Here is a 19270-nt window from a genome sequence, read left to right as displayed (position 1 = left end):
ATTGATACAGTTATGCGCCTAAACCCTCATTTACCTTTGGTCTATCACAGTAATTACTCGTTTAGCTTTGACCCTAAGCACCGATTTGTAATGAGCAAATTTGCTCATTTGTATGAGCAGGTTAAAGGTTTAGGCATTGCGGGTGATAATTTAGTTGCACCTATTTTAGGCAGCCCCGAACCACTTGAACTAGTACACTGTGAAAACTACATTCACGATTTATGGCATAACCGCCTAGACGAAAAAGCCATGCGCCGCATTGGCCTACCTTGGTCGCAACCATTAATGAATCGTACATTCACCGCTCCCCAAGGCACGCTGCAAACTGCACGCTTAGCATTAAAGCATGGCTTAGCCTGTCATTTAGCTGGCGGTACACACCATGCACACACTGATTTTGGCTCAGGTTTTTGCATGGTGAACGACTTAGCCTTTACCGCGCAAACATTAATACAAAGCAATGAAGTGACCAACGTGCTCATTTTTGATTTAGACGTACACCAAGGCGATGGCACAGCTGCAATGCTTGCGCATCAGCCGTATGCGTATACCTGCTCTATACACTGCGAAAAAAACTTCCCGTTTAGAAAATCCCCCAGCGATTTAGACATCGGCCTTGCTAATAATATGCAAGACGCAGAATACTTAGGCATTGTGGATGACACCCTGCAGTTTTTATTAAAAGAACTCAACCCCGATTTAGTCCTATACGATGCCGGTGTAGATATTTGGCAAGACGATGGCTTAGGTAAACTAGATATAAGCTGGGACGGCATTAAACAGCGTGACCATTTAGTGTTTAAGCGCTGCCTTGAGCATAACACCGCTATTGCCAGTGTTATTGGCGGCGGTTACGACAGAAACCATACGCGTTTAGCAAAGCGCCATGCAATCGTAATTGAGCAGGCCGCTGGTTTTTAATGAAATGAAATAACTTAATTCACGTTCTTATTAATATTAAAAAAATAATAAGAACGAACCATGAGAAAACTAATTACTGCCATTACACTGATTTTATTAAGCTTTATAAGCTCTGCACAGCAACTCGCTGATGATGACTCATTACCACTATTGCCTGCAATAACGTTAAACATGGCTGATGGTTCAACCGTTCAAACGCACGATTTATTAGGCCAACCTTACGTTTTACATTTTTGGGCTACGTGGTGTCCATATTGTAAAAAGCTGCAACCAGCACTTGAAAAAATAAAACACAAAGGCTTAAAGGTCATTGCGGTAAGCTTTAAAGAAGACGACGATGCCAGCCCCGCCATAGCAATAATTGATAGAGGCTATACATTTAAAACAGCTATTAAAGCCGATGCCATAGCAAAACAATTAGGAATCAGAGGCACACCCACTACCTTATTTATTAATAAAGCTGGGCGTGTAATTTATTTAACCAACACTTCAAACCCTGAAGACGAAAACTTACACGTATATGCTAGGACTTTATTACACGAAGTGAACAACTAAGTGCATAAATACATCTTAATAAATAAACTTACTTGCCCTAACAATAAATCACCAGCTTAGCGCACTTTATACTACACTTTAAGCTCATAAATTAATTGAGATTATTATGCGTTTACTTCTTACTTTGTTGATCATTACTATAAGCGGATACGCTTTTGCTGAGGAAGAGGCAGCAGAATTGCCACCACTCAACCCCAAATACAATGCTGAGCATGCAATAGCACTGGTAAATAAAGGTTCAGGAATTTATGCGTTTAATTTACCCAGTTATAAATTACCGTACGATATACAAGTAGTGTATAGGATTAAAAACCCTGATGTTGCTTTTTTAGATGTTGTTCGCAACGCAGAGCTAATAACCCTAAAGCCTAAACCGTTTAATATTCAACGCTTAATGCGCGGTGAAGCAATAACCATTATCGCCAATGTGTACGAAGGCAATTACAAAAATGCAGGTAGCCTAATTTACACAAACCGAACAATAGAAATGAATAAACAGCTGTATTCTCGCCAGTTAAAAGATTTAGCTAAAGCCAGCCCCTGGCAAGAATACGACATGATAGACCTAGGCGGCACTGAGCGTATTTATATTCATAAAATTAGCCAAGCACCTAGTTTTAACCACCTAATTTTTGTGGATTTGGTAAATGCCTGTATGCAAAAATTTAGAACCTCAACTCTCCTTCCTGGCCAGAATGAGTTAACGTATAAATTTATAAACTGCGGCACCCTAAAACCTTTGTTTTACGAAGCAGAAAGTTTAAAAAAATAGCTTAATAAGCATACTCAGCAATGATATCTAATCCCTTTTGCATGGCTTCCTCCGACTGCCCCGCAAATCCTAGGCGCAAGTAACTAAAGTGTTTAGGTTTTAAGCTTCTATAAGAATCGCAAAAATAAAACTCTGCTTCTGTTTGCAAATAAATACTGTGTTTGTGTAGGTACTTTTTAATATTAGCCGTATCTATGTTTAAGTTAATCCACATTGCCATCCCACCATCGGGCTTTTTAAACTCAAGAGGTAATCCTTTAGCCTGCAGTGCTCTTAATGAGTTATCCATTGCTTCATATCGCTGTTTATAAAGCTTTGTCATACGTTTTAAATGACGCTCAAATGCGCCTTCTTTCATAAAGTGTGCTACCGCTAATTGCATTACCACATCGTTTTTATGATTCATGAGTTGCTTCCATGCACTTAATTGCTCAAGTACTGCAGGTGCAGCACATATGTAGCCTATACGGGCTGCCGAAAACATAATTTTAGAAAACGTAGAGAGATAAATCACTATACCTGCTGGGTCATCTGCTGCCATAGGTTGTAACGGGTGGCATTGATAGTGAAACTCATGGTCATAGTCATCCTCTATAATCATTACCCCATGTTGGTAACATAACTGATAAATTTGCATACGCCGTGTAGGCGATAAAGTAACAGTTGTCGGGTACTGATGCAGCGGTGTTAAGTACAACATTTTAATTGAGAAGCGACTAAATTGTGTTTTCAAATCATCAATACATAAGCCAAATTCATCTTGTTTTATATCTACTATTTGTGCGCCACATGCCGCAAAAGCTTTACGCGCTGGTGGATACCCTAACGTCTCAACCGCAACAAAGTCACCTTTACTTATAAAAGCTTTTGAGATTAAAAATAATGCCTCCTGAGAGCCGTTACATATCAGTAAGTCATTAACTTTAAGATTACGTGCTTTGTATAAATGACTACTTACTTGGTGCTTTAACTCGCTCGCCCCGTTTATATCGCCATAATGAAACTTACTGGTATCTACATGATTAAATACATAACTTAAAGAACGTTTAAATTCTTTATATGGGAAGCAATTAAGATCAGGGAGTCCACCTGCAAAGTTATATTTAAATTCATTTAAATTCATAGCAGGCGCGGGCTCTGCTAACTTTTTGGTAAATTTGTAAGGTTTAGGGTCAACAACAGGTACTTGCTTTGTGTTAACACTGCTTTGAATTGGTAAGGTTTGTGTTACGTTATACCCGCTGCGCTCATTAGATTCCAACCACCCTTCAGCTACCAATAACTGTAAAGCATTCATTATTGTATGGCGGTTTAACTGATAAATTTTTGCCATTTCTCTGGCTGAGCTGAGCTTTGTGCCCACCGCTATGTCGCCTTTAATAATTGCACTGCGAAGTGCTTGCGCTAATTGCAAATATTTTGCTTTGCGTTGCTCATTAAATTCAATACTTAGCGGCTGCATATATTCCCTTTAATCTGGTATAGGTAAAAGTTATATTCTGGTTGTTTTTACTATGCCAAATAAGCGTACATTTATTGCTCTTTAATAGCAAAAAATGGAGCCAGCAATGTTTACTCTGCAAACGCACAAAACAAACAAGGTTATTCTTGAGCCATTAAGCCATAAACACTTAAATGGGTTATATAAAGCGGGCCAGCACCCTATTGTGTGGCAATGGGTACTTATTAACTACACTAAAAGTCATGATATTTTAAAGGAGTGGTTTTTAACCCAGGCGCAATTTAATAAAAACGAACAAATTGTGTTTGCCATTATCGACAAAGATACTCAGCAGGTAGTGGGTACAACACGATTATTTAAATTGGATAAATTCAATTTGAGTGCTGAAATTGGCCACACTTTTATAAGCAATGACTGGCAGCGAACTTACATAAATACACACGCTAAATATTTACTGCTTAAATACGCGTTTGATGAGCTTAATTTAGTGAGAATTACATTTAATACCCATGAAAAAAATCAAAAATCACGTAACGCAATTATTCGTTTAGGTGCTCACTTTGAAGGGCTCGCTTATAAAGATAGAAAGCTTAGTGATGGTAGCTATAGAAACACAGCAAAATTTAGCATAGTTGATGAGCAGTGGCCGGATGTAAAATCACAACTAGAAGAGAGGCTTTAATGTACCCACCGATGCATTTTCAGGAAAATGATATAAAACGCTTAAAGGCATTGGTTAGGCAATTTCCGCTAGCGAGTATTTTAATGCCCAACTCGCAAAGTGACTTAAATACTGTATGCCAAGTACCTGTATTATATGAGCCCTCACAGAATATATTTATGGCTCACGTAGCAAAAAATAACCCTCTGACGCATTGTGATAAACACTCTGTAAAATTACTTTTTAATGGTGACAATTGTTACCTATCTCCCTCTTATAGCAATAATAAAACACTGCCGAGCTGGCTTTACGCATCGGTGCAAATAACTGCAAAGGTAGTGATTATTAAAAGTGACATTGAGAAAGAAAAAATAATGAATCAACTAACAACCCATTTTGAGCAAACCTTTAAGCCCATGTGGAATATTAATGATATGCCTATACGCAGTCGCCAAGCAATGTACCAACAATTAAGTTTTATAGAGTTTACTCCCACTCATTGGAGTGGAAACTTTAAGCTAAGCCAAAATAAATCAGCAGAAATTAGAGCCCAAATAAAAGAAAACCTAAAGCAAGCTCATAAACACTCTATTGCCCAGCTATTTTAGGCATAAAAAAAGGCCCTTTCGAGCCTTTGGATTAACTTTGGAAATGTAAAGTTTTAAAATTATATTAGTGTAAGCAGTTGTGGCGCTGCACTGTGGTAGTCAACGGCCATGGCTATACTGAGTGCTGTAATATTTATAATAGAAAAAGCAAACACTTGGCGTGCCCAGCTCGTTAAATTAATATTACGGCGATAGCCACGCAGTGCCATAAGTAACCACCAAAAGCTGGTAATACACGCCACGGCCATAAAGGCAGCGCCGGTGTAGCCACTTATTGGTAATAGCATGACAACTAAAGCGTACACAGCAATATAAAGTACAATATGGCGCTTCGCTTTATCAATACCTTGCGCTACGGGTAATACGGGGATACCTGCGGCTTGGTAATCTTTAAAGCGAAAAATAGCAATGGCATATGAGTGCGGCATTTGCCACAAGCTAAACATAACCAATAATATTAACGCGCCCATATCGAACTGCCCTGTTACAGCGCAGTAACCTACCACAGGAGGCACAGCGCCTGAAAGACTGCCTACAAACGTGCCATAAACAGAGTTGCGTTTCATGTAAAGGCTATAAACCCCAACATAAATGACATAGCCAAACGCTGCAAAAAATACCGCGGCTTGTGTGGTGTAAGCAATGAGTAACCCAAAACCTACAACCCCCAACAAAACACCGTGACTCAGTGCAGCAAAGGCCGACATTTCGCCTGTTACTGTCACCCGCGTACGCGTACGTGCCATGGCTACATCTATGTCTCTATCAATTACATTGTTGATAGCACAGCCCGATGCAACCACAAGTGACAAGCCAATAAGCGTAACAACCATTAACCATGGGTCTATATCTCCGCGCGAGGCAAGTAAAAAACCGCCTGCCACGCTAATAAGGTTACCCATAATAATGCCCGGCTTAGTCACTGATAAATAACGACGAAACATCTTTAACTCCTAGTACATCATCATTGCGTTAGATTCGTAAATTATCCAAACCGATAACCCAACAACCATGACGATAATTAGGGCGCTGAATAAAAATGAAAAGGTACTTGCACGGCCATCTTCTGTCGTAAAATTAAGGTGTAAAAAGTATTTTAAGTGCACCCAAATTTGTACAATCGCTAAAGTCACAATGCTCCAAAGCGTTGTTACTTTTGAAAAGTCGCCTTCCATTACCATGTAAAACGGTATGGCGGTCAAAATTATTGATAGCACAAAGCCTATTAAGTACGTTTTAACGCTGCCATGAGACTCATCATGGTGCTCGTTTTGCATTTGCTTTAACGCGTGCGCTTCGCTGTGGCTCATTACATTGCTCCCATTAAATAAACAACGGTAAATACACAAATCCAAACAATGTCTAAGAAGTGCCAAAATAGGCTTAGGCAGCTTAAACGCGTTACGGTTGGTTTACCTAAACCACGTTTAGCCACTTCTATCATCATAATACTCATCCAAATTAGACCCGCTGTTACGTGTAAACCATGTAAGCCTACTAACGAGAAGAATGAGGTTAAAAAGGCACTTTGCTGTGGACCATTACCGTGCACAATTAAGTGATGAAATTCGTAAATTTCCATGCCTATAAACACAGCGCCTAAACAAAAGGTGATAAACAACCAGGTGAGTGTGAGTGCCTTTTTTTGCCCTTGTGCGGCAATCATGGCAAAGCCAAAGGTAATACTACTAATGAGTAGCGCCGCTGTTTCTACAGCGACAAAGTCGAGTTCAAAAATGTCTTTACCTGATACACCACCGGCTGTGTTCATAAACAGCACGGCGTAAGTGGCAAAAAACGAGGCAAACAATAGGCAATCGGTCATTAGGTATAACCAAAAGCCAAAAATTGTATCGCCAGAGGTATCGTGATGCTCATGTGCATGATCATCGTGCGAGACTGAGTCTAAATGGGCAGTTTCTACATTCGCAGATAGTGTACTCACGCGCTTAGCTCCTTATTTCCACTAGAATTATACGCAGCTTCAATACGTGCAATTTCATCAGGTTGTATATAGTAATCAACATCGCTGGTGTAACAACGCTTAATAAATAAGGCAATTGCGCCAACAAAACCTACAGCGGCTAACCACCAGATGTGCCAAATCATGGCAAAACAAAATGCTGTTAAACTTGCTGCCATAAATACACCCGCTGAGGTATTTTTAGGCATATGAATTGGGCTGTAGCTTGCTTTTGTTTTATACGCTTGGCCTTTTTCTTTCATGTCGGTCCAGGCATCAATATCATCAACGTGTGGAATAGTGGCAAAGTTGTATACTTGCGGTGGTGAGCTGGTTGCCCACTCAAGGGTATGTGCGTTCCATGGATCGCCTGTTGTATCGTCAAGTGCTTCGCGGTCTCTAAAGCTAACGAATAACTGCACGGCTTGGAAAATAATACCAAACATAATAATGACAGCACCGCCTGCTGCAATGTATAACCATATGTTCCAATCTGGGTTATTAGTGTGGTTTAAGCGACGAGTCATACCTAAGAAACCAAGTACATACAACGGCATGAACGCCACGAAGAAACCAACTATCCAACACCAAAAAGACGCTTTACCCCATTTTTCGCTAAGCTTAAAGCCCATTGCTTTAGGGAACCAGAATACAAAACCTGCAAGGTAGCCAAATACAGCGCCACCAATAATTGTGTTATGGAAATGCGCAATTAAGAATAAACTGTTATGCAACACGTAATCGGCACCCGGAATAGCCAATAGTACGCCGGTCATACCGCCTACTGTAAAGGTAACCATAAAGCCTAATGTCCAAAGCACCGGAACGCTGATGCGTAAACGGCCGCGGTAAATGGTAAACAACCAGTTGAATAACTTAACGCCAGTAGGGACGGCAATAACCATGGTCATTACCCCAAAGAACGCATTAACGTTTGCACTCGACCCCATGGTGAAAAAGTGGTGTAGCCAAACAATAAAACCTAAAATAGAGATTGCACCGCTGGCATACACCATCGATTTGTAACCAAATAAACGTTTACCGGCAAAGGTTGAGATAATTTCAGAAAAAATGCCAAACGCAGGCAGTACTAAAATATAAACCTCAGGGTGACCCCACGCCCAAAACAGGTTGATGTACATCATGGCGTTGCCGCCCGCTGCATTGGTAAAAAAATGAAAATCAAGGTAACGGTCAAGCGTTAGCATGCCCAGCACAGCAGTTAAAATAGGGAAAGAGGCTGCAATTAAGATATTTGCCCATGTACATGCCCATGTAAAAATTGGCATTTTCATTAGGGTCATACCTGGGGCACGCATTTTAAACACAGTAACTAAAAAGTTTACTGCCGTTAAAAGCGTACCGAGTCCGGATATTTGCAAGGCCCATATATAATAATCGACCCCCACCCCAGGGCTAAAGGTCAGCTCCGAAAGCGGCGGATACGCCACCCAACCTGTTTTTGCAAACTCACCAAATACAAGCGACAAGTTAATTAAAATGGCGCCGCTGGCTGTAAACCAAAAACTTAAATTATTTAAAAATGGAAAAGCAACATCGCGAGCACCAATTTGCAGTGGCAATACAATGTTCATTAGGCCAATCATAAATGGCATAGCCATAAATATGATCATGATAACGCCGTGCGCTGTAAATATTTGGTCGTAATGCTCAGGAGGTAAATAACCTGGCGCACCACTGGTAGCAAGTGCTAACTGCGCACGCATCATAATGGCATCAGAAAAACCACGAAACAGCATTATTAATGCTAAAAAGATGTACATTACGCCTAAGCGTTTATGATCAACAGAGGTGATCCAGTCGTGCCAAAGCACGCCCCACTTTTTATATTTAGTAATAAGCCCGGCGATAATAAGCCCGGCAATCGCTATCACCGTCATGGTAACCATTATAATTGGCTCATGAAACGGAATTGCGTCGAGTGAAAGTTTACCTAAAAACGACATTATTATTCCTCGCCCTGGCTGTGAGATAAAGGCATTGCGTGTTTATTCATTTCATGGTGCTTTTTGCTCATTTGCCCATGTTCGCTCATCGCTTGATGTTTTTTGTTCATATCGCCATGTGCCTGCATATACTTCATCACAATGGTATGAAATAGGCCGTCGTCGACCTTGCCATAATAGGCAACAGGATTGTTTTCACTGGCTTTTGCAAGCTCAACATAATTGGCATGAGTGAGGTTGTTAGCATTGGCTTTAACGCTTGTTACCCACGTGTCAAAATCAGCTTGTGTTGGGGTGGCAATGGCATTGAACTTCATACCGGTAAAACCTGCGCCACTGTAATTAGCAGAAAAGCCTTTAAATGTACCCGGCTCGTTTGCGATTAAATGAAGCTTGGTTTCCATGCCTGCCATAGAATAAATTTGACTACCTAGCTGAGGAATAAAAAATGAGTTCATTGTGCTTTGTGAAGTGATTTTGTATTCAACAGGTACATTAGCCGGAAATACCAATTCATTTACCGTTGCAATACCTTGCTCTGGGTAAATAAATAGCCACTTCCAGTTTAATGAAACCACCTCTACAGTGAGGTGCTCGCCTTTACCTTCAATAGGTTTATAGGGGTCTAAGTCTTGGGTAGACTGCCAGGTAATAACACCTAAAATAATAACGATAACAATAGGAACAGCCCAAACAACGGCTTCAATCTTATTTGAATGAGCCCATTTTGGTGCATAAATTTCATGATCTTGTGTGTCTCGGTATTTCCATGCGAAATACAAAGTCATCACAATAACGGGGATTACTACGAGCAGCATAAGGACAGTAGCAATGATGATTAAGTTTTTCTCATCAATACCTATTTGGCCTTTTGGATCGAGTATCCCGCCTTTACAGCCTGACAACGCCAGCACCGTACTAGCTAAAGCAATATTACAAAGGTTACGAATTAACAAGGGAGTATCCTACAAACCTAGAGTTTTAATTTGCTGCTTTGAATAAAAATTAAGCAACGATTTTTCAATAAAAACCCAAGTTAACTAGCACTAAATTATAAAAATAAAGGGGACTGAACCCGCTGCAAGTGGATGCAAAAAATACCTAGCAACAAACCCAGCTTCTAAACGCATTTATATAACGTAATAAAAGTTAACTTGGGTGAGTGTTGGTTGGCTGACGTGTTTAAAACACGCGGCTACATTGCTAATGCAAACTTTAATTATTTACAGCAAGAAAAAATAATTAAAACCAGCAACAAGTGAAGCCTTACAGACAACCTGTAAAGCTAGGTGGAGCACGACAACCATGTGCAGCGGACACAGGTTGGTGTACTTTTGCCTCGCGAAAAGCGAAAGCGGCTTTACGAAGGATTATTCCAGCACGACGCGCCGGAAAAATATGGAACAATAACCAGCAAAGGCCAATGAGTAACTGACTAGATATGATCGGATGAGCTAAAAATTGCGTAATGTGCAGCAAAACAGGCTCAACAATAGAGCCATTGCTAAACAACGCTTCAAGCTGAAAGGCATCCTCTAATGCACCACTTAGCAGCATTACCGTATTAAACACTAATAATGTTATAGCGACACACACGCCCTTGCCCGCTTTATTCAAGCGTTCACACGTTTGCGGTTTGCTAGAAGCAAAAGCCGTATTTGTATGATGCAAAGAAAGTGTGTTCAAAGACATTAACCTACTAAATGACTAATAACAAAATTAGAGTAATAAAGCGCGCAATGGAAAAATTAAAAAAACATTGCTGCTGTAAGCCCTAAAACGAGGTGCTAAATACAATCAAACCCGGCTAGCACACATTTACCTAGTGAGAATTGATCCGTATCAAATAAACTTTCAAAACTTACTGAAAGTTCGATGCTGAGTATAACAAAGACAGTTTTCGGTTCAACAAAAAATATAAAGTTTTGCGTTAAGCTTTCGCAGCTATTTTGTTAATAAAAAATAACATAATAAAAATAATGACTTAGTTTATAAATATTTTATATTTAGGAAGCTTGAGGAGTAGAGATAAGGGGGGATTAATGAAGTTAAAAATAAAGCCGCACAAACAAAAACAGCCCAAATTCAGTCACCACCGAACTTGAGCCGCCTTTCACACTGACAACATCTTCACACACATATAAAGATTCTTGGTTTACACTGCGTGGCAATTGTAGGGAATAAAAACAACTCAAAACCGGTCACCACCAACCTTGAGTTGCCTTTCACACTGACAACATCTTCACACACAATATAAAGATTTTTGGTTTACACTGCGTGGCAATTGTAGAGGATAAAAACAACTCAAAACCGGTCACCACCGACCTTGAGTTGCCTTTCACACTGACAACATCTTCACACACAATATAAAGATTTTTGGTTTACACTGCGTGGCAATTGTAGGGAATAAAAACAACTCAAAACCGGTCACCACCGACCTTGAGTTGCCTTTCACACTGACAACATCTTCACACACAATATAAAGATTCTTTTAAGCGAGGCTAACTTCATGCCTCTACCTTATGACGAGAGCCTTGCTCCGTGTCTATGGTTAAACTTTAGAGTGTTAGCTCCAATTTGACAAACGAGAAAAATAAACCTAATAGGTGAAAAAAACTAAACTATAGACCTTGGTCTAATACATTAAGCTTGTGTTTATTTAAAACATAATCTGGGCACTAAATATACAGGTACAAAAAAAGCGCCATAAGGCGCTTTTTGTCGTTAAGCTACTGCTTAAATAATTTGGTTTTCTTTCCAGGCTTGCTCTTTAGCCATACGCTTTTTACGCTTATCACAAGGATCGTCACAATCACAGGCTTTATCAATACCTACCGAGCCTAACCCACCGCAACTACTTGCCATAGATTTTCTTTGCACGATCATACCAACAGCCATAGCTATCACGATTAAAATTAATAAACCAAATGTAAGAAGAAAAAGTGACATTGCTTAGCCCCTATTGATCAGCAATAAATTATGCTCAAACATTGTTGAGCGACCGCTAAATTATACACCCAAAACCCACATAGATGCGAGAGAAGTCTATCTCAAAAAATCGAGTGAAATATGCGTTTAGCACTAATAAAGTGTTAGCTAAACGCCATTATATTACAAATAAGGTTTAAATGCAGTGCTCGCGTAAGTCACAATGCCTTTGTCTGATTTAGCCATTAAGTACACTGGTAAATCGTGCTTTTCAGCATATGCTTTAGCATCATCCATTCCCATAACCGTTAATGCCGTTGCTAAGCCATCTGCGGTCATTGCACTAGGGTGTAATACAGTAACCGACACTAAGTCATGTTTGATTGGCATGCCTGTTACAGGGTCTATTAAATGGGTGTAGGTTTCGCCATCCATTTTATAAAAAATACGGTAGTCACCTGATGTTGCAATGCCATTCGTACCGGGCGTTAATACACGGTGAACTTTTCGCTCGCCTGGTGGCGCATCTGGCTGCTCTATCGCGATTTTCCAGTCTTGGTTATTTGGCTTTTCACCGCTAATGCGCAGCTCCCCACCTATTTCTACCATGTAGTTACTAATATTTTGACTTTCAAGTAATTGCGCTACTTTATCAATGCCATACCCTTTCGCTGTGGCCGAAAACGACAACTCTAAACCATCAACTGTTTTAGCAAGGCCCTGCTCAGTAAGGTTGAGTTTATCTACACCAATTTTTTCAATCATTGCAGCAAGTGCTTCATCACTTGGGCGCTTAGTTGGTTTTTTATCAGGTCCAAAGCCCCATAAATCTATTAATGGGCCCATCGTTACATCAAGCGTTTTGGTCGACTTACCTAAACGAATCGACTCACTCACCACAGCCCTAAAATCTTCACTAATTGGCATAACCTGATTGGCGGGTAGTTTATTAAAGGTGTTAATTTCAGAGTCTGGAATATACGTAGACATAGACTGATTCACTGCTTTTAGCTCATCATCTATTTGCTGCTGTAACTTAGTGGCATCAATGTTTTCATCGTCGGCAAAGTATTTAATATGATAGGTAGTGCCCATCGTTTTGCCTTCTAAAAATACCTCCTGAGGTGTTTTATCAGCCCCACAGCCAGAGATAAATAGCATTATAGTTAATAAAAAAATACTGATAACGCCTTGAGAACTGCTTACTCTGTTCATTAAATTAGCCCATGTAAAATAAAATAAAAAAGCCCCGTAGCACAAAGTGCGACGAGGCCTGTATTTTAACCAAAACTAAGTTGTTTTGATATGGGTGTTAGCCACCGAAGTCATCTAGTAAGATGTTTTCGTCTTCTACACCTAGGTCTTTAAGCATGCCGATAACAGCCGCGTTCATCATTGGAGGACCACACATGTAGAACTCACAATCTTCTGGCGCTTCATGATCTTTCAAGTAGTTTTCATAAAGTACGTTATGGATAAAGCCTGTGTAACCTTCCCAGTTATCTTCTGGTTGTGGATCAGACAATGCGGTATGCCATACAAAGTTATCGTTTTCAGCTGCTAAGCCGTCGAAATCTTCAACATAGAACATTTCACGCTCAGAACGTGCACCATACCAGAAACTAATCTTACGCTTAGAATTTAAACGCTTAAGTTGGTCAAAGATATGTGAACGCATTGGTGCCATACCTGCACCACCACCTACGAATACCATTTCAGCGTCAGTGTCTTTAGCGAAGAACTCACCAAATGGACCTGAGATAGTAACCTTGTCGCCTTTTTTAAGTGACCAAATGTACGATGACATTTTACCACATGGTAGGCTTAGGTTTCTTGGCGGCGGCGTAGCAATACGCACGTTAAGCATAATAATGCCTTCTTCTTCTGGGTAGTTAGCCATTGAGTATGCACGAATAGTTTCGTCGTCTACTTTTGACTCCAGGTCAAAGAAACCAAAGTGATTCCAGTCGCCACGATACTCTTCAGGAATATCGAAATCTGCGTATTTAACATGGTGAGCAGGCGCTTCGATTTGGATGTAACCACCCGCGCGGAAAGGCACTGATTCGCCATCTGGAATTTGTAGCTTAAGCTCTTTAATGAACGTTGCTTTGTTATCGTTAGAGATAACTTCACAATCCCATTTTTTAACACCGAAAATTGACTCTTCAAGTTCAATTTCCATGTCGTTTTTAACATTTACCTGACACGCTAAACGACAGCCTTCACGGGCTTCACCTTTAGATATGTGATCAAGTTCTGTTGGTAAGATATCGCCACCACCTTCTTTAATGTGTACACGACACTGACCACAAGAGCCACCGCCACCACATGCAGATGATACGAAAATACCTGATTCAGATAGCGCGCCTAAAAGCTTGCTACCTGCTGATGTTTTAATGGCTTTATCTGGATCGCCATTAATACCGATGATGATGTCACCGCTTGCAACTAACTTAGATTTAGCACCAATGATAACTAAAACTAGTAGTACAACGATAGCGATGAAAACACCAACGCCTAAGAAAATCTCATAACTCATGATTTATCCTCGCTACCTTTACAGTGAAATACCAGAGAATGACATAAAGCCAAGACCCATTAAACCAACAGTGATGAAGGTAATACCTAAACCACGTAGGCCATCTGGCACGTCTGAATATTTCATTTTCTCACGGATACCTGCAAGCAATGTAATTGCAAGCGCCCAACCAACACCAGCGCCAACACCATAAACAACAGACTCACCGAAGTTATAGTTACGCTCAACCATGAATGATACCGCACCAAAAATTGCACAGTTAACTGTGATTAGTGGTAAGAAGATACCTAATGCGTTGTAAAGTGCAGGGAAAAACTTATCTAATGCCATTTCCAAAATTTGCACTAGTGCTGCAATAACACCAATGAAAGTTAAGAAACGTAAAAAGCTAAGGTCTGCTTCAGGGTAACCAAGCCACTCTAATGCACCTGGTGCAAGTACGGCATGGTAAACCAAGTTATTTACTGGTACAGAGATACCTAGTACAACAATAACGGCTACACCTAGGCCAATTGATGTAGTTACTTTTTTAGATACAGCTAAGAAAGTACACATACCTAGGAAGAAAGCTAAAGCTAAGTTTTCAATAAAAACCGCTTTTACAAATAAACTAATATAATGTTCCACTGCTTGCCCCTTACGCTTTAGCTTCTACTTGGTCTTTCTTATAAGTACGAAGTACCCATATGAATAAACCAATGATGAAGAATGCACTCGGTGGTAAAATCAATAGACCCATAGGTTGATACCAACCACCATCTTGTACTAATGGGATAATATCAACACCGAATAGTGTTCCCTTACCAAATAGCTCACGAATGAAACCAACAGTAAGTAATACCACTGAGTAGCCTAGACCATTACCAATGCCATCTAAAAATGACATAAGTGGTGGCGACTTCATTGCGTACGCTTCAGCACGACCCATAACAATACAGTTAGTAATAATTAGGCCAACGAATACAGAAAGCTCTTTTGCCGTAGCGTAAGAGAATGCTTGTAATACTTGGTCTACAACAATTACTAGTGAAGCAATGATCGTCATCTGTACGATAATACGTACTGATGAAGGTATGTGGTTACGAATGCTTGAAATGAACAAGCTAGAAAACGCCGTTACTAATGTCAATGCAATTGACATGATTAAGGCATTTTTTAAGCTAGACGTTACCGCCAGAGCAGAACAAATACCAAGTACTTGTAATGCGATTGGGTTGTTAGCTAAAACCGGACCAAATAGGACCGATTTCATTTCTTTAGTATCAGCCATTATTTCAACGCTCCTTCACGTACCTTCGCAAGGAAAGGACCAAAGCCGTTTTCACCAGTCCAAAAGTCAACTGTGTGATCAACACCATTAGAAGTTAGTGTAGCACCTGATAAACCATCAATTTGATGTTCGTTGCTAGCACCGCTTTTCATAATGTTAATAGGTAACTCTTTACCTTGCCATTTAGCTGTCCATTGTGGGTTTTGAATTTCGCCACCCAGGCCTGGTGTTTCGCTATGCTTGTAGAAGTTGATGTTTTTAACTGTTTCGCCATCGCTTTCAAGCGCTAAGAAACCGTACATAACACCCCAAAGGCCGTAACCTTGGATAGGTAAAATGATTGCATCTGTAGAGCCATCTTCTTTTTTAGAGATGTAAACAGGTGAGTTTTTAGTCATACGCTGAATACCAGCGATGTCCTTAATCCCTTCTGCTTTAAGTGCAAAACTTCTTTGTTGATCGAATTTCGTTTTTTCGAAATCAAATGAGTTAGGATCAGCACCTTCAACAAACTCGCCAGTGTCCATATCCACAACACGTGCTTCGATTTTTCCATCGAATGTGTCAGATACAGAACTTGCAATTTCAATATCAGCTGCTGCTAAGATATTACGTTGAATATCTTGAGTTTTATTAGCTTGCTGTAAAGGACGAAGCTGTACAGAAGCAAACGATACAATAATTGCACACACTAAACATAGTGCAACAACAACCGTTAACGTTTTGCCGATTGATTCGTTATTACTAGACATTACGTGCCAACCTCCGCTTGATATTAGCTTGCACTACAAAGTGATCGAACAGTGGAGCAAATAAGTTAGCAAATAAAATTGCTAGCATCATGCCTTCTGGGAAAGCAGGGTTTACTACACGGATCATAACTACCATAAAGCCAATAAGCGCGCCGTATGCGAACTTACCTTTATCGGTAAATGCAGCTGATACAGGGTCAGTAGCCATAAAGAACATACCAAATGCAAAACCACCCAGTACTAAATGCCAATGCCAAGGCATTGCAAATACAGGGTTGCTCTCAGAGCCAATTGCATTTAATAAGAATGCAGTTGCCACCATACCTAGGAATACACCTAGTACAATGCGCCAAGAAGCGATGCGAACGTAAATTAAGAATAAGCCACCAATAAGCACAGCAAGGGTAGATGTTTCACCTACAGAACCTTGAATGAAACCGTAAAACGCATTCCACCATAGCTCCATGTTGCTGTAATCAAGAGTGCCTACAAACGCTTGACCTAGCATAGTTGCACCAGAGAACGAGTCTACTGCAGTCCATACTGTGTCACCTGAAATTTGTGCAGGGTATGCGAAGAATAAAAACGCACGGCCCGCTAATGCAGGATTTAAGAAGTTACGCCCTGTACCACCAAAGATTTCTTTAGCAATAACCACACCAAACGTAATACCTAACGCCACTTGCCACAAAGGAATTGTCGCAGGCAAAATAAGTGCAAATAATACAGAGGTTACGAAGAAACCTTCGTTAACTTCATGCTTACGCACAGAAGCAAATAGTACTTCCCAAAAACCACCTACTGCAAACGTAACGGCGTATATTGGTAAGAAGAAACATGCTCCGTAGAACATTTTAGCGCCCCAGCCCGACTCAGCAGTTAATTCACCACCAAATAACTGGAACACACCAACCTGCCAAGAGTTTGCTAGTTCAAAACCTTGTGCTAAAGCACCTGCGGCCTGATGACCGATGTTGAACATACCAAAAAACATAGCTGGGAACGTCGCCATCCACACTAAAATCATCATACGTTTTAGGTCGATATTATCGCGAACGTGAGTTGCGCCTTTATTTACATAACCTGGCGTATAAAAAATAGTCGCGGCTGCTTCATACAGGGCGTACCATTTTTCATGTTTACCACCTGGTTCAAAATGCGGCTCAATGTCTTCTAAAAATTTCTTTAAACCCATCTCTTAGCCTTCCTTCTCGATCGTTGTTAAGCAATCGCGTAGGATAGAACCATACTCGTATTTGCCCGGACAAACGAAGGTACATAACGCTAAATCTTCTTCATCAAGTTCAAGCGCGCCTAATGAAATTGCACTGTCTAAATCACGTGCGATTAAGTCACGTAATAATAGTGTTGGCAAAATATCTAACGGCATTACGCGCTCGTAGCTACCAATTGGAACCATGGCACGTTTTGAACCACCTGTAGACGTTGTCATTTTAAATAAACGACTCGGTGCAAGGTGAGAAAGGAATGTACGCGTTACAGAGAATTTATTACTACCTGGTGCAATCCAACCAAACAGCTCTTTTTCGCGACCTTCAAGTAAAACTGACACCTGAACGTGGTAGCGACCCAAGAATGCATGAGGACCTGAAGAAATAGCGCCAGATAAAACAGAACCAGAAATTACACGGTTATCACCGTCTTCTAATTCGCCTGCCACTAAATCATCTAATGAAGCACCTAGTTGTGTTTTCACTAAACGAGGATTTTTAACGCGAGGGCCTGCAAGTGAAATTACACGGTCAGTGTTGATTTCACCAGTAAGGAATAAGTGACCATAGGCGATAACGTCTTGGTAACCAATATGCCAAACTTGTTTATTCGCAGATACTGCGTCAAGGTGATGAATATGAGTACCAACTAAGCCTGCTGGATGCACGCCACCGAACTCATGTACTTCTACTTGAGCGATAGACGAGCTAGGAACTTGACTGCCAGCTTGCTTACATACAAATACTTTTCCATCGGTCAAACGCGAAACAACAGCAAGACCCGCTTCAAATGCAGCTGCATTTTCGGCAATAATTACTGCAGGGTCTGCAGCAAGAGGGTTTGTGTCGATAGCGGTTACAAAGATAGAGCTAGGATTTGCATCCAACGCAGCTACTTTGCTAAATGGGCGAGCACGAAGTGCTGTCCATTGACCTGACTGAACAAGTACTTCTTTGGCTTTTTCACGCGATAAGCTTGCAAGCTCATCTGCATTGAAAGAGTCAAAGGTGATTTGCTCACTGCCGTTTACTTCAATAACAACAGATTGCAGCACACGTTTAGCACCACGATTAATTTCTTTTACTGTACCAGAAGCTGGTGCAGTAAATAGGACGCCTGGGTTCTTTTTGTCTTCAAAAAGTACCTGGCCTTTTTTGACTTGGTCATCCACACGAACATGCATGGTTGGACGCATACCGATAAACTCTTCACCTAGCACAGCTACACGTTTGATGGCAGAACCATCATGAATAACTTGCTGAGGCGCGCCCTCTATGGGTAAATCCAGACCTTTTTTTATGTTGATCATACGCACTTGCATTAATTAACGGAAAGAAACTGAAAAATCGTATCAACCACGTCGCCATTTGAGTTATCCAAGATATATCAAGGTACAAAAGAACAACTTGCTAGGAATATCAAACAAGCAACGCAGTAAAACTCCTCACATATTGCTCCGATTTTAACATCATTATGGACGACTATGCGAGTGTATTTATGAAAATTATACGACAGAAACGCTTATTTAGTTTTGTTAAGTGTTTTAAATAAAAATCAAGGTAGACCAAAGTGGTAGCCGAAGCACCTAAGGGCCACAAAATATTTAAAACACTAAAAGCAAAAAAGCCGCAATAAG

20 protein-coding genes are annotated in these 19270 nt (G+C 40.5%); 5 read left to right on the top strand and 15 right to left on the bottom strand.

What is annotated here, in order from left to right:
- Nucleotides 1-12 precede the first annotated feature (12 nt).
- The 3 genes from AN389_RS11475 (at nucleotide 13) to AN389_RS11465 (ending at nucleotide 2248) form a co-directional block, all read left to right on the top strand.
- Nucleotides 13-921: a histone deacetylase gene (locus AN389_RS11475; protein WP_055019827.1), complete on the top strand. Its 909-nt coding sequence runs from the start codon at nucleotides 13-15 to the stop codon at nucleotides 919-921.
- A gap of 60 nt (nucleotides 922-981) precedes the next feature.
- A complete protein-coding gene (locus tag AN389_RS11470) occupies nucleotides 982-1476 on the top strand; it encodes a TlpA disulfide reductase family protein (protein WP_055019826.1) in 495 nt (164 codons plus the stop codon).
- 106 nt (nucleotides 1477-1582) lie between these two features.
- Nucleotides 1583-2248 (top strand): hypothetical protein, encoded by a 666-nt coding sequence (locus tag AN389_RS11465; RefSeq protein WP_055019825.1) that lies wholly within the window; start codon nucleotides 1583-1585, stop codon nucleotides 2246-2248.
- 1 nt (nucleotide 2249) lies between these two features.
- On the opposite strand, the gene AN389_RS11460 is transcribed toward AN389_RS11465, so the two are convergent.
- On the bottom strand, nucleotides 2250-3710 hold the full coding sequence (locus tag AN389_RS11460; RefSeq protein ID WP_055019824.1) for a PLP-dependent aminotransferase family protein: 1461 nt from the start codon (nucleotides 3708-3710) through the stop codon (nucleotides 2250-2252).
- Nucleotides 3711-3816: 106 nt separating this feature from the next.
- Here AN389_RS11460 and AN389_RS11455 point away from each other — a divergent pair, with 106 nt between their 5' ends.
- Together AN389_RS11455 and AN389_RS11450 are read left to right on the top strand one after the other, a co-directional pair.
- Nucleotides 3817-4392: a GNAT family N-acetyltransferase gene (locus tag AN389_RS11455; RefSeq protein WP_055016860.1), complete on the top strand. Its 576-nt coding sequence runs from the start codon at nucleotides 3817-3819 to the stop codon at nucleotides 4390-4392.
- Nucleotides 4392-4979: an FMN-binding negative transcriptional regulator gene (locus tag AN389_RS11450; protein WP_055019823.1), complete on the top strand. Its 588-nt coding sequence runs from the start codon at nucleotides 4392-4394 to the stop codon at nucleotides 4977-4979. Before AN389_RS11455 ends, AN389_RS11450 begins: the two co-directional genes overlap by 1 nt.
- A 59-nt stretch (nucleotides 4980-5038) precedes the next feature.
- Here AN389_RS11450 and cyoE read toward each other — a convergent pair whose 3' ends face one another.
- The 14 genes from cyoE to AN389_RS11380 form a co-directional block, all read right to left on the bottom strand.
- Nucleotides 5039-5923 carry a heme o synthase gene (gene cyoE, locus AN389_RS11445; RefSeq protein WP_055017573.1) on the bottom strand — a complete coding sequence of 295 codons (885 nt, stop codon included), beginning with the start codon at nucleotides 5921-5923 and terminating at the stop codon, nucleotides 5039-5041.
- 9 nt (nucleotides 5924-5932) lie between these two features.
- On the bottom strand, nucleotides 5933-6289 hold the full coding sequence (cyoD, locus tag AN389_RS11440; RefSeq protein ID WP_004587444.1) for a cytochrome o ubiquinol oxidase subunit IV: 357 nt from the start codon (nucleotides 6287-6289) through the stop codon (nucleotides 5933-5935).
- Nucleotides 6289-6924, bottom strand: a complete 636-nt coding sequence (gene cyoC, locus AN389_RS11435) for a cytochrome o ubiquinol oxidase subunit III (RefSeq protein WP_055016848.1) — start codon at nucleotides 6922-6924, stop codon at nucleotides 6289-6291. Before cyoC ends, cyoD begins: the two co-directional genes overlap by 1 nt.
- The gene (cyoB, locus tag AN389_RS11430; RefSeq protein WP_055016847.1) at nucleotides 6921-8909 is read right to left on the bottom strand and encodes a cytochrome o ubiquinol oxidase subunit I; all 1989 of its coding nucleotides are present in this window, start codon (nucleotides 8907-8909) and stop codon (nucleotides 6921-6923) included. Before cyoB ends, cyoC begins: the two co-directional genes overlap by 4 nt.
- A gap of 2 nt (nucleotides 8910-8911) precedes the next feature.
- Nucleotides 8912-9865 (bottom strand): ubiquinol oxidase subunit II, encoded by a 954-nt coding sequence (gene cyoA, locus AN389_RS11425; protein ID WP_055016846.1) that lies wholly within the window; start codon nucleotides 9863-9865, stop codon nucleotides 8912-8914.
- Between the two features lie 310 nt (nucleotides 9866-10175).
- Complete coding sequence (locus AN389_RS11420) at nucleotides 10176-10595, bottom strand: hypothetical protein (RefSeq protein WP_055016845.1); 420 nt, start codon at nucleotides 10593-10595, stop codon at nucleotides 10176-10178.
- Nucleotides 10596-11645: 1050 nt separating this feature from the next.
- Nucleotides 11646-11858: a (Na+)-NQR maturation NqrM gene (gene nqrM, locus AN389_RS11415; protein WP_004587136.1), complete on the bottom strand. Its 213-nt coding sequence runs from the start codon at nucleotides 11856-11858 to the stop codon at nucleotides 11646-11648.
- Nucleotides 11859-12020: 162 nt separating this feature from the next.
- The gene (locus tag AN389_RS11410; protein ID WP_055019822.1) at nucleotides 12021-13052 is read right to left on the bottom strand and encodes an FAD:protein FMN transferase; all 1032 of its coding nucleotides are present in this window, start codon (nucleotides 13050-13052) and stop codon (nucleotides 12021-12023) included.
- 97 nt (nucleotides 13053-13149) lie between these two features.
- Nucleotides 13150-14379, bottom strand: coding sequence for an NADH:ubiquinone reductase (Na(+)-transporting) subunit F (nqrF, locus tag AN389_RS11405; RefSeq protein WP_055014971.1), 1230 nt, complete (start codon nucleotides 14377-14379; stop codon nucleotides 13150-13152).
- An 18-nt stretch (nucleotides 14380-14397) separates the two neighbouring features.
- On the bottom strand, nucleotides 14398-15006 hold the full coding sequence (gene nqrE / locus AN389_RS11400; protein ID WP_004587139.1) for an NADH:ubiquinone reductase (Na(+)-transporting) subunit E: 609 nt from the start codon (nucleotides 15004-15006) through the stop codon (nucleotides 14398-14400).
- A gap of 10 nt (nucleotides 15007-15016) precedes the next feature.
- On the bottom strand, nucleotides 15017-15649 hold the full coding sequence (locus AN389_RS11395) for an NADH:ubiquinone reductase (Na(+)-transporting) subunit D (protein WP_004587140.1): 633 nt from the start codon (nucleotides 15647-15649) through the stop codon (nucleotides 15017-15019).
- Complete coding sequence (locus AN389_RS11390) at nucleotides 15649-16401, bottom strand: Na(+)-translocating NADH-quinone reductase subunit C (protein WP_055014970.1); 753 nt, start codon at nucleotides 16399-16401, stop codon at nucleotides 15649-15651. The genes AN389_RS11395 and AN389_RS11390 overlap by 1 nt, the downstream gene beginning before the upstream one ends.
- Nucleotides 16394-17596 (bottom strand): NADH:ubiquinone reductase (Na(+)-transporting) subunit B, encoded by a 1203-nt coding sequence (locus AN389_RS11385; RefSeq protein WP_055014969.1) that lies wholly within the window; start codon nucleotides 17594-17596, stop codon nucleotides 16394-16396. Before AN389_RS11385 ends, AN389_RS11390 begins: the two co-directional genes overlap by 8 nt.
- Nucleotides 17597-17599: 3 nt before the next feature.
- On the bottom strand, nucleotides 17600-18943 hold the full coding sequence (locus tag AN389_RS11380) for a Na(+)-translocating NADH-quinone reductase subunit A (RefSeq protein ID WP_055014968.1): 1344 nt from the start codon (nucleotides 18941-18943) through the stop codon (nucleotides 17600-17602).
- Nucleotides 18944-19270: the final 327 nt, after the last annotated feature.

The organism is Pseudoalteromonas sp. P1-7a (assembly GCF_001401855.1).
Lineage (GTDB): Bacteria > Pseudomonadota > Gammaproteobacteria > Enterobacterales > Alteromonadaceae > Pseudoalteromonas.
The sequence above is the reverse complement of the archived record's forward strand: the minus strand, read 5'-3'. Positions and strand labels throughout refer to the sequence as shown.

Excerpts from the sequence above, each read along its gene's own strand:
- AN389_RS11475 (WP_055019827.1), top strand. The coding sequence starts at position 13 with ATGCGCCTAAACCCTCATTTACCTTTGGTCTATCACAGTAATTACTCG.
- AN389_RS11470 (WP_055019826.1), top strand. The coding sequence starts at position 982 with ATGAGAAAACTAATTACTGCCATTACACTGATTTTATTAAGCTTTATA.
- AN389_RS11465 (WP_055019825.1), top strand. The coding sequence starts at position 1,583 with ATGCGTTTACTTCTTACTTTGTTGATCATTACTATAAGCGGATACGCT.
- AN389_RS11460 (WP_055019824.1), bottom strand. The coding sequence starts at position 3,710 with ATGCAGCCGCTAAGTATTGAATTTAATGAGCAACGCAAAGCAAAATAT.
- AN389_RS11455 (WP_055016860.1), top strand. The coding sequence starts at position 3,817 with ATGTTTACTCTGCAAACGCACAAAACAAACAAGGTTATTCTTGAGCCA.
- AN389_RS11450 (WP_055019823.1), top strand. The coding sequence starts at position 4,392 with ATGTACCCACCGATGCATTTTCAGGAAAATGATATAAAACGCTTAAAG.
- cyoE (WP_055017573.1), bottom strand. The coding sequence starts at position 5,923 with ATGTTTCGTCGTTATTTATCAGTGACTAAGCCGGGCATTATTATGGGT.
- cyoD (WP_004587444.1), bottom strand. The coding sequence starts at position 6,289 with ATGAGCCACAGCGAAGCGCACGCGTTAAAGCAAATGCAAAACGAGCAC.
- cyoB (WP_055016847.1), bottom strand. The coding sequence starts at position 8,909 with ATGTCGTTTTTAGGTAAACTTTCACTCGACGCAATTCCGTTTCATGAG.
- nqrM (WP_004587136.1), bottom strand. The coding sequence starts at position 11,858 with ATGTCACTTTTTCTTCTTACATTTGGTTTATTAATTTTAATCGTGATA.
- AN389_RS11410 (WP_055019822.1), bottom strand. The coding sequence starts at position 13,052 with ATGAACAGAGTAAGCAGTTCTCAAGGCGTTATCAGTATTTTTTTATTA.
- nqrF (WP_055014971.1), bottom strand. The coding sequence starts at position 14,379 with ATGAGTTATGAGATTTTCTTAGGCGTTGGTGTTTTCATCGCTATCGTT.
- AN389_RS11395 (WP_004587140.1), bottom strand. The coding sequence starts at position 15,649 with ATGGCTGATACTAAAGAAATGAAATCGGTCCTATTTGGTCCGGTTTTA.
- AN389_RS11390 (WP_055014970.1), bottom strand. The coding sequence starts at position 16,401 with ATGTCTAGTAATAACGAATCAATCGGCAAAACGTTAACGGTTGTTGTT.
- AN389_RS11385 (WP_055014969.1), bottom strand. The coding sequence starts at position 17,596 with ATGGGTTTAAAGAAATTTTTAGAAGACATTGAGCCGCATTTTGAACCA.
- AN389_RS11380 (WP_055014968.1), bottom strand. The coding sequence starts at position 18,943 with ATGATCAACATAAAAAAAGGTCTGGATTTACCCATAGAGGGCGCGCCT.